At 61.7% G+C, this 8,624-nt stretch carries 13 protein-coding genes; 1 reads left to right on the top strand and 12 read right to left on the bottom strand.

Features of this window, described 5'->3' with window-relative positions; translation table 11 throughout:
* Together AC1DT3_RS06790 and AC1DT3_RS06785 are read right to left on the bottom strand one after the other, a co-directional pair.
* The coding region (locus AC1DT3_RS06790; RefSeq protein ID WP_477464492.1) for a hypothetical protein at nt 1-347 on the bottom strand (347 nt) is incomplete at its 3' end.
* A 29-nt stretch (nt 348-376) separates the two neighbouring features.
* Entirely contained in the window at nt 377-913 is a 537-nt protein-coding gene (locus AC1DT3_RS06785; protein WP_477464491.1) for a glycoside hydrolase family 108 protein, read from the bottom strand.
* 271 nt (nt 914-1,184) lie between these two features.
* On the opposite strand from AC1DT3_RS06785, the gene AC1DT3_RS06780 reads away from it, so the two are divergent.
* Entirely contained in the window at nt 1,185-1,475 is a 291-nt protein-coding gene (locus AC1DT3_RS06780) for a hypothetical protein (protein ID WP_477464490.1), read from the top strand.
* Between the two features lie 106 nt (nt 1,476-1,581).
* On the opposite strand, the gene AC1DT3_RS06775 is transcribed toward AC1DT3_RS06780, so the two are convergent.
* From AC1DT3_RS06775 to AC1DT3_RS06730, 10 genes are all read right to left on the bottom strand, one after another.
* Nucleotides 1,582-2,073 carry a hypothetical protein gene (locus AC1DT3_RS06775; RefSeq protein WP_477464489.1) on the bottom strand — a complete coding sequence of 164 codons (492 nt, stop codon included), beginning with the start codon at nt 2,071-2,073 and terminating at the stop codon, nt 1,582-1,584.
* A gap of 12 nt (nt 2,074-2,085) precedes the next feature.
* A complete protein-coding gene (locus AC1DT3_RS06770; protein ID WP_477464488.1) occupies nt 2,086-3,342 on the bottom strand; it encodes a hypothetical protein in 1,257 nt (418 codons plus the stop codon).
* Between the two features lie 31 nt (nt 3,343-3,373).
* Nucleotides 3,374-4,774 carry a putative phage tail protein gene (locus AC1DT3_RS06765; protein ID WP_477464487.1) on the bottom strand — a complete coding sequence of 467 codons (1,401 nt, stop codon included), beginning with the start codon at nt 4,772-4,774 and terminating at the stop codon, nt 3,374-3,376.
* Nucleotides 4,775-4,784: 10 nt separating this feature from the next.
* Nucleotides 4,785-5,873 carry a baseplate J/gp47 family protein gene (locus tag AC1DT3_RS06760; RefSeq protein ID WP_477464486.1) on the bottom strand — a complete coding sequence of 363 codons (1,089 nt, stop codon included), beginning with the start codon at nt 5,871-5,873 and terminating at the stop codon, nt 4,785-4,787.
* Nucleotides 5,870-6,379, bottom strand: coding sequence for a phage GP46 family protein (locus AC1DT3_RS06755; RefSeq protein ID WP_477464485.1), 510 nt, complete (start codon nt 6,377-6,379; stop codon nt 5,870-5,872). Before AC1DT3_RS06755 ends, AC1DT3_RS06760 begins: the two co-directional genes overlap by 4 nt.
* Before the next feature lie 10 nt (nt 6,380-6,389).
* On the bottom strand, nt 6,390-6,647 hold the full coding sequence (locus tag AC1DT3_RS06750; protein ID WP_477464484.1) for a PAAR domain-containing protein: 258 nt from the start codon (nt 6,645-6,647) through the stop codon (nt 6,390-6,392).
* Nucleotides 6,647-7,039: a phage baseplate assembly protein domain-containing protein gene (locus AC1DT3_RS06745; protein ID WP_477464483.1), complete on the bottom strand. Its 393-nt coding sequence runs from the start codon at nt 7,037-7,039 to the stop codon at nt 6,647-6,649. The genes AC1DT3_RS06750 and AC1DT3_RS06745 overlap by 1 nt, the downstream gene beginning before the upstream one ends.
* Nucleotides 7,039-8,103: a phage baseplate assembly protein gene (locus AC1DT3_RS06740; protein ID WP_477464482.1), complete on the bottom strand. Its 1,065-nt coding sequence runs from the start codon at nt 8,101-8,103 to the stop codon at nt 7,039-7,041. The genes AC1DT3_RS06745 and AC1DT3_RS06740 overlap by 1 nt, the downstream gene beginning before the upstream one ends.
* Nucleotides 8,100-8,285 (bottom strand): hypothetical protein, encoded by a 186-nt coding sequence (locus AC1DT3_RS06735; RefSeq protein WP_477464481.1) that lies wholly within the window; start codon nt 8,283-8,285, stop codon nt 8,100-8,102. Before AC1DT3_RS06735 ends, AC1DT3_RS06740 begins: the two co-directional genes overlap by 4 nt.
* On the bottom strand, nt 8,282-8,624 hold a 343-nt coding region (locus tag AC1DT3_RS06730), incomplete at its 5' end, for a hypothetical protein (RefSeq protein ID WP_477464480.1). The genes AC1DT3_RS06730 and AC1DT3_RS06735, both read right to left, overlap by 4 nt.

Below are 8,624 nucleotides of genomic sequence, written 5' to 3'. Positions count from 1 at the left end.
CGCCGCGCGAGGAAGGCTGCAATGCCGTTCCCGACGAGAGCAAGCGCGCCAGCCACCATCAGCTGGTCTTCGGGCGCGAGCGTGTATCCAAGGATGGACACGAGCGGCGTGACCGCGGCGACGATGGCCGCCCAGTTCGCGCGCGACTGGTACCAAGCCTCCGTGGATGTCGCGTGCTTGATTTCCGGCGACGCCTCGACCTTGTCGACGATCGCGGCTGCAATGGCGGCCTGAGCGGCCGGCGTGACGTTCGCCGAGACGTTGGGGTTCGCGTTCGCCTGTTTCAGGGCTTCGGTGGTAGCCGCCGCGAGCACGTGCGGAAGCGCCCTTGCAAGAGCAGAGGTCATGGTATTCTCCGTTGTGGTGATGAACGAGTTCAGGCGGCTTTCTTGATCGACGAAGCCGCCATCTTTAGAGCCTCGCGCTCGACGCCCTGAACACGGGACAACCAGCCTTTGCCGAATGTCTTCCATGTGGTGAGGCGCGTCAGAAACGAGAGGCGATCGGTGCAAAGCCGGCGGATGAGTGTCGCCGGATCAGCGTTCCGAATTGCTTTGAGGGTGATCGGCCCGAGTTTGCCGTCATCGGCGACCCCGACGGCGCGTTGAAGCGCCATCACCGACCGGGCAACGCCGGAGTTCACCGCAAAATCGAACACGGCATAATCGACGCCCGCCGGCAGTTCGTCGCCTCGCACGGCATCCCAATAGCGCTTGCGGTAGATGGGAGCGACGGACGCCGGTTTGAGCGCCTTCACGTCCGCCTTCGACGCCTTCCGTCCGAGCCAATCGCTCAGGGTCCCGATCGTGACGCCGAGATTGGTTGCTCCACCGGGGTCCTTGGGGTGATCGACGTACCCGCCTTCATGCTTCAGGACGAGCGAAAGCGCCCGCTCGAATGTCGGTGCTGTCATTCTCATTCTCCAATGAAAGTCGGTGTATTCCCCGGCGCGCCAATATCGTGGCGAGGGAGGCTACCCCTTTGTGGGTAGACAAGTGGTCTGGGTGACGGCTACGTTCCGTCGGTGTCCTCTTCCAACCCGCCCTCGAAGGCTTAGCCGCGAGGGCATTCTTTTGGTCGGTGATGGACGCGTGCCGAAGCTAACGCGGGCGGGAACCTGGGCGACAATGCTTCGTTTTCTGGTCAATGGAGAATGGCGGACGTAGGGGCAAAGGGAGGTCACTATGACCGGAACGTATCACTACGACGTTTTAGCCTTCGAGACCGACAAACTGGCGACCCTATGCGAAGCCTTTGACGCGACGATAAGGAGGCTAAGCAAGGGTGTGGGCGATCCTAGCCGGACTATTCAGCAGAGAGTGGCCGTCGAAATACTCAAGGCCTCGATGGGCGGAGAATGTGACGCTCGTCGGCTCTCTGACAAGGCGATCGAGGCCATAAGTCGTCACGATGATGGCTGTCCGTGGCTTCCGGATGGCTACCTCCTTCGAGGTATGAGCGAAACCCGCAACTGATCGGCGCGTTGACAAAGTACCCCAGCCTGATCTCAACGAAACTGGCCCCCGAACCTTCGCGGTTAATGGGGGCCAATTTTTTGATCTGGCCGCGAAGTCCTTAGCGCTATTCCGGCCCCTGGCCCGCAAGCACCGCTGCTCGGCGCTCTGCGGTGATCAGGTTGGCGTCGACCAGGTCTTGCAGCCCGTCACCCGTGCGCGGATCGTCGAGGTCGATGTATTGCGCACCGAGCGCCTTGTCGTACCAGAGCTTGATCGGCGCTTGCGTCATTGCCGCTTGAACGAGCGTGAGCTGCTCTGCTTCCGTGAACAGCTCCATGAACTCGAGGAACGAATAGCGACGCCGTGCGCGCACACCATTGTCGAACAAGACTTCCCGAAGTTCGCCTTCGTTTAGAATGCKGGTCGTCGATCCGCCATTCACCAACCAGGCGACATAGTTTGGATCGTCAAGGTCAACATAATCGCCGACCTTGCTCGACCAAGCTTGATCCTCGTGGCCCCCGACAAACCAGTACCAGTGTTTGGCGGTTGCGGGGCTGAAATAGAGCCCGCTCCCCAACATGTCCAAATTCACGATTTGCGGAATCTCGTCCATCGTCATCCCCTGTTAGTTGTAACGACCGAATGCGGTCGCGGTACCTGCGCCGGAGCCTGGCAGATACGAAGCGCCCGCGCCGCCCGTGTAGATGAAACCCCAGTTGTCGACGAAATAGCGGAAGCCGGTGCCTGTCCCTGAGAAAACACAGGTCGACAGATCGACATACGCCTGACTGCTCTGGGCGTAGTATTGCAGAAACGACGGATTGCCCGAGATGGTGACTGTGAGGCCTGCGATCTGGACAACACCGAACGAAGACGCTTGAACGTGGCTCTGTGCGTTGCCATTGATCGCATAGTTGCTGACGCCAGACACAAAGCCCGCGTTGCCGCAAGCGATCTGGAAGCGTTGGCAACTGCCGAACGTGACGCCACCGAACTGGATGTAGCCCGTGTTGCAGTTGATTGCGCAACCTTGTGCAGCGCCCGTTCCCGTCGCCGCCAGGGTAACGGGGCCAGTGACCCTGAACTGCGCGCCGTAGTTCGAACTGAAGCACGTACCGTTCGTGACGTTCACTGAACCGCCCGCAAACGCGAAGACGACGGAATCGGGTCCYGTTGCGCCGACATAAGCGCCGTTGACTGTCGCACCCACTGTGTACGTCGCACTCGCAATCGAAATCGTCACCTGGAACCCGGCCAGATCGAAACGACGTTGGACGTAGTCAGAGGCGTATTGGATCGTCTGGAAGGCGGTCCCGGGGGTTAGGCCGTCGTTACTGTTGTTCCCGGTCGTGCCATTCACATAGATCGTCATCGGAGCCGAGAGGCGCGTAAAACCCTGACCACGCGTCACATTGGACAGCACCCAGTTGGTGCCGTTGTAAACGACCTCGACGAGGTCGTTCGGGTCCCAGGCGCGAATAACCGGAGTGAACCCACCGGCGAGAACGATCGGCACAGGACCGAGGCCGTTGAGATTGAGCGTGACGGATGTAGCCGTGTTCGACGCCACCATTTTGAGGAGCAGCGGCGTTCCGATCAAGTCCGCCATGGCCGGCACCGGATCGAGGATCGCGGTCAAGGCATTCGCCGTTCCCGTGACCGCCGGCACATAGTTCAACCGCTGTGAGCGGATTGCCTTCGCGAGCTGGGCTAGATCGGTTTCGCTGGGGGTCCAGCCGGAGGCTGCGATCGCCGCGGACATCTCGCGCTGGGGATGCTCGATCGCCTTTGGCGGAACACGAGACCCTTGCTGTCCGGTCGTGAGGTTGCGGCCGACATATGGATCATTCGCAGCGCCGCCGGTCGGCGGTTGATATTTCATTGGATCATCTCCGGGTTCAGAACGCCGTCGGCTATGCGCCGATTGCTGCCATGTAGATGGTGAGTGCGTCGTAAAGTGCCGCCACTTCGGTCGAGGTGAGTCCTGCACCCAAATGCACAGCGCTTACCCGTCCCGTCGAGTACGCGGCGTTGAATCGCAATATTTCGAAGGTGCCGGACGGCAATGGGTTGGATGCCGACGCAACGGTGTCGAGATGGCTCGCGTTAAGATAGCGATCCATATTGGCGCTGTCGGAACGGCTAATCACGCCATAGCCGCGAGCGAGGTTCAGAGAGACTGGCCCGATGAGACTGTTTATTCGTGATTGATATTGCGCACCGGTCTGGATGAGACGCGTCTGTCCTGCGGTGTGGGTGACCGCCACCGTCATAGACCGAGCCCAGACGCCAAGATGCGCACTGTCCTGGGAATAACGACCCGTCACGACGGATGGATCAAAGCCTGTAGCGAGATAGGCCGACGAGCCATTTCCTTGGTAGCCCTGATCGACCGAGAAAAGCGGCGCATTGACGGGCGAGAGATCATAGCTTGCCTGTTTCCAGTTCAACAGGCCCGCCTGTGCATCGTGCGCCGCCAGGATGTAGAGACAATCGAGCTTGTCCCAGACGCCACTTTCCATCAGCGACACGATCAATTCTCGTATCAAAGACTGTCTCGCGGCGTCCGGTTGAACGATCATTCGGGAGACGAGCGCCGACGTCTCCGCTATGCCAAGATCGAGTACCGAATAGTCGAAGATCAGCGTCGTGTGGGCTGGTGCGACCCGCCGCAGGATGCATTCCAAATCGGTCGCGACAAGGAAGCCTTCAAGCGGCGTATCGTCCAGAACGCCGTCATCGGGATAGAACCAAATGTCGCCAAGACCGAGGAGGCGAACGACCCATTCGTGATGACCGTTGGAGTCGACGACGGTGTCGTCGCCATCACACTCGGACAGATCACAGATGAAGTCGGACGGCTCGGATATGGTGACGTCGTAGCCGACCGAGGCGGCGAGACAAACGAAGTAGGCAGGACTCGCACCACCCTGAGCACCGAACCGGGCGCGCACGGCATTGATACGGCCCGCGACGCCGCTCGCGGGCGAGGTGCAAGGATCGGGAAGGCCATATTCGGATTCCCAGTCGTCAAGCGATACGGTGATTGCCGACGGGAACGTCTGCGTCGCCGTGTCGAAGGCGAGTGCATAGTAGTCCGCGAGCCAACCCGACAGCGCCGTCCAGACCCGCCGCATGACCGGCGATGCCCCCGTACCGTCGCTGACTTCGTCGGTTCCCCAAACGATGCCGCGCGGCACCTCCACGATCACCTGTGGCAGGAGATCGTCCGCCGTCGGCCCGCTCTCGCGATCGGCGACAGACGGAGGCTGCGCAGGAAGGAGTGCGCAGGGCCAACCGTCGGGAATGATCATAGCTCTCTCGTCAGGTGTGGGAGATCGTGCCGAGGACCGGCATGTGGCCGCCGGTGGTGTAGGTCAGGTTCGTCGCCGGCAGAGCCAAGGTGTGTTTGGTCTCACCCGTCGCACGCGAGATAGCCTCGGAGATCCAGGCACGCCACAGGGTAAAGCTCTGCGACGGGGTTGCCGGCGCGACCCGATCGGCAAACATCGCTGCAAGTTCAGCCGCGATTGCGGCGCGGATCGCCGGCGTATCAGGCGACAGGCCATCGATCGTGACGTCGACTGATTGCGGGCTTGGCGCGACCACCGTCACCCGCGCCGTCACGGGACGACGGATCGGATCGCCTACATAGGCCTGCACTGCCGCCACGTCACCGCTGGTTGGAATTCCATTCGGCCGGTCCGAGCGCAGGAACGCGATCCAGACCTCGCGGGCATCGCCGATGAAGCTGTCGACAAAGACGCGCGTGATGGCGCCGGAACTTTCCTTCGTCCAACGAACCCAATCCGTCGACGAACCGCCCTGCGGCGGATTGCGTTTGCGATCGAGAATCCGCTGGCGCAGGGTTTCGACGGGTTCGGCATCCGCGCCACCGCCAAGCCCGCCTGTGGCCACGACCGCGGTATCGCCGAGGCCAAGGACGATTCCGCTATCGACCAGGGTGAGGGTCTCGCCCGGGTCGGTGTTGCCGAGGATCCCGGCGGCGAGCGCTTCGATCTCGATCGAAGTTTTAACTCCCGTTCCAATGGCGCTCGTGCGGCTCCGGAACAAGGCGCCGTCGATCCGACGGAAGGTGAGGCCGTAGGGGATCACCGTGCCGACAGGACAGTCGACGGCGACAAACCCGATGGCGATCTTCGCCGGGATCCGCGTGATCCCTAGTTCAAACCCATGTCGGGTGAGCCAGATCTCATCAGCGGTCGACGCGAACAGCTGGCGATAGAGGAATGCAATTCGAAGGTGCCATTCCTTCCCGAGCAGAGCCAACACCTTTGCCAGGATCGGGAAGAGGTTCGGCCAAAGGTCGATCGACAAACCCTCAGTGGCGTTGGCGATGATCAGCCTTGCCCGTTGGGAGAGATCGGCAAGCTTCGGGACGACAAAGGTCATTGAACGAGCTTCCACAATGGATCGAAACGAACGCTTGCCGCGTTGCGGCCATCACGACCGACGACAACCACATCGAGCGCGATGCGGCCTTCTGCTTTCTGGACGGTCGCGGTCACATCGATACGGGCAGCAACGCCCTGCCGGATGAGCGTCTGAAGCGATCGCCGCGTCTCGTCCTCGACGGCGCGACCGGTCTCGTCGGTCAGTTCATGTCTGCGGTAGAGCCAGAGCTTCGACCCGAGCTCGGTCTCGCCGCGTGATGCGTCGATGTCGAATCCGTCTCCCGGCCAGCCCCGCGCATCGCCCGCATGTTCGTAGCGAAGCTCATCTGTCGAGGCGCGGGCGTCCGTCAGAAGACAGAGGACGATCGCCGTGGCGATCGGGTTCTCGGCTCTAAGGCCTGTCCGCTCATCGAGCACGAAATCGCCGGTCGTACCGTCGATGATGACGACGTCCGGCGCGAGGACTGTGCGGTCCCTGCGTGAGAGAGGCGTAATCGTGAGCATTGATGCTCCTTCAGGAACACTCGAAGTTCGGCGACCCGTCTGTGATGACGGCGCCGCATGCGCATTGGCTTCCCACGCGAGCCGCCGGCTTGCCTTCAACCTCGAGGTTCGGCGAACCGGTGACGATCGGATTGTCACCGTGGACTGGACAGGAGACGAGATCGTCGACGCGCGCCACGAGGATGTCGCCGGCATAGGTGCGCGCCGAAGCCGTGATGACCTGACCGCCATGGGAATGCGGCGATCCGAGAACAGCGACCCGGGGCATCAGGAATTGATCTTCACTTTGTCACCATCGATAACGATGGTCCCGCCGCCATTCGATGCGATCTCGATCTTCTGCGCATGAACGATCCGCAAATTGGACTGGACGAGCGATACGGCGCTTCCGAACATGTCGTAGAGGATTGTCCCCCCAGGTGCGGTGTTGCGCGGGCGATACTGAGCGTTTTCCAAACCCAAGCTGACGACGAGATCGCGGCGACCGTGGAGCGCCATCCCGATCCCGTGCGACCCCACCGGTGCCGTGGAAGACAATCCGAATTGCTGGACCCGGTGAACCTTGCTCAGCTCCTCGCCGCCGACCCCATACAGCGTGACGGTCTGCTGATCGCCGTCGTCCTGCGTCTCCCGGACTTCTGTGCGGAATAGGTCGTACATCACTCGTTCGAGATCTCTTGGCCGGCATCATAGGCCTTGTCGGACTTGCCCTTCGGGTTCTTGCCGCCATGGCTGCGGGGGTCGACCAAGGTGAGGTCCACGGTCGTTCCTCCCGACAGATTCTGAGTGAACGTGATGGCCGATACCGTCATGTCCTGGTCGACCCGCTCACTCGGCAACTGGACCGCAAGCAGCCGTCCCGGTTCCCACATCGCACCGGCGTCGTCGCGCCACGTGTTGATGGTGAGCGAGATCGACGTACCGGATCCCTGGCGACGTAAACGCTCCCATTGCGCCCGTTTCTTGAGATCCTTCTCGGTGCCATCACCCTCGAGGAACAGAACCATCGGGCGATAGCGACCGACCTCGGGATCGTACTCCTTGACCTCCTCACGGAGATCCTTCGACTTGGTGCCGATCGCGCGCTGCGCTTTTGCCGTGATCTCGCTGAACTTCCCCTCCGCGGAGAACTTGACCGAGAACTTCTTGATCGGCGGCCGGCCTTCGACCAGGGCGCCAGCGTGACGTTTCGTTCCCGCCCGGGTCAGTTTGATCCCGCCTTCAGGCTCGCCGAGGAGCATCAACCCTTGCTCGCGCGCCTCGCGCTCGATCGTCGCGTAGAYGCTGTCGAGAGGATGACGCTGAACCTTGGCGATCGGCTTCAGGTCCTGATCTGTGGAAAATCCAATGCCGAAATCGTCGAACTCCTTGGCGACCTCCACGAGGGTCTTGCCTTCGACCCGTCCGGTCTTGTGCTTGGCCGGCGGACAGTCGATGGCGTCCTGCGCTTTCGATCGGCCGGAGATACGCACCTCGTGGCTGCCGCCCTCACCGTGATCGGACTCGTAGCTGTCAACGTAGGCGCGACAGACCAAGGTCCCGTTGGCGTAGAGTTCCACTTCCGCGCCAAGGCGAAGAGACCACGCATCGGGATGCCAGGTTGGGTTCGTCGCTTTGAGGCCAAAAGAGATCGCCGCCTGCTCCATCGAGCGCGTGACATTGACCTCCTGGAAACCGGAGAGACGTTGCCCACCGACGACGAGGGTGACGATCTCATCGATCACGGTGCGCTCGCCCTTCGACCGAGTTCGTCAACTTCTCGCTGGATCTCTCGCAGAAGGAGAGAGGCACAACGCCCGACCCCAAGTGCCTCCTCGTCGCGGAAGCATCCGGAAAAGAGACGCAGGAACTGGATCGCCGCCCAAAGCCGTATGCCGTACCAGAGATCACCCAGATTTGCATTCATGATGCCAAGGCCTCAAACGATGCCGGGAAGAAGAGCGGCGTAGAGACGCCATTGCGATCGACGAGTTCTCCGGCCCGCTCCGGATCGCCGTACAGTCGCCACGCGAGAACCGTGGACGGGAAGGAGCGAAGCGCTTCCACGAGCACCACAGGCTTCAGATCCAGCGCTCCGCGTCCAAGATAATCGATCACCTGGCGCACGGCGTCGGACGCAGCGCGCCAGATCTCGTCATTGCCGAACTCCGCGATCCGCTCCAGTGACGCATCCGCGAGCGCGCTCAGCCGGGCCGTCGCGGCCTGCGCGGTCGCACGATCGCTGTATGGTCTGTCGGCGGCCGGC

The sequence above is a fragment of the Microvirga sp. P4_G7 genome, assembly GCF_056401005.1.
Note: the sequence above shows the minus strand (reverse complement) of the source record. Positions and strands in the feature narration are given on the sequence as shown.